Annotated in this window: 1 protein-coding gene; it reads right to left on the bottom strand. The window is 34.6% G+C overall.

What is annotated here, in order from left to right; genetic code table 11:
- Positions 1–64: 64 nt before the first annotated feature.
- On the bottom strand, positions 65–798 hold a 734-nt coding region (locus HMPREF3270_RS02855; RefSeq protein ID WP_141763118.1), incomplete at its 5' end, for a transposase.

Raw genomic sequence — 798 nt, forward strand, 5'->3', positions numbered from 1 at the left:
TTTTTTTTATGAAATTTTCGAAAATATGTATAAAAATCTTTATAATAGAAGTCCTCACGGACTCTTATGTAAGCCACATAGATACTTTTTTCAAATTCATCGCAGCACAAGTAAACATCGTATCCATTGTCACCTTTCCTAAACTGCGGAAACGTGTCCATCTCATACCATGTTGCTCTTTAGCGTCACCAAATCGTCTTTCTATTGTTTGGCTTCTCATTTTATATATTTTTTTAATTGAATCCATAAACCTTAAATCTTCAACTATATCTAAATCATCTTGCCATACGTGCCTTTGGATTTGTTTTTGACACTGTTTATTTTCAGTGCATTTGTTCAATAGTGGGCATTCACGACATGTGTCAGAGTTTGACATATATAGTCTGTGCCCAGTTGGCATTGTTCTTTTGTAAGTTAAAAACTCATCATTAGGACAGATATAGCTATCATAATATTCATCGTAGATGAAATCGCGAATTTTGAAGAAACCTTCTTTTCCTTTTGGTCGAGTATACGGCATCACAGGTATCATTAATTTTTCAATAAGATAGTGTGCATTAGCTGGAGTTTTATATCCAGAATCGACTGCTACATATCTCGCTTTTAAACCTGCTTTCTCCATTCTTTCTATCATAGGTTTCAATTGCGTACTATCATGGATATTTCCTGGAGTGACGTGTGAATCTAAAATGAAGCCGTGTCTATCGACACATGCATGTAGCGAATAGGCAAATTGCTTTTCTCTCTCGCTCTTTACATAATAACCAGACTCTGGATCAGTTTTGCTTTCTTTTATAT

The sequence above is a fragment of the Staphylococcus sp. HMSC65H10 genome, from assembly GCF_001839185.1.
GTDB lineage: Bacteria > Bacillota > Bacilli > Staphylococcales > Staphylococcaceae > Staphylococcus > Staphylococcus simulans.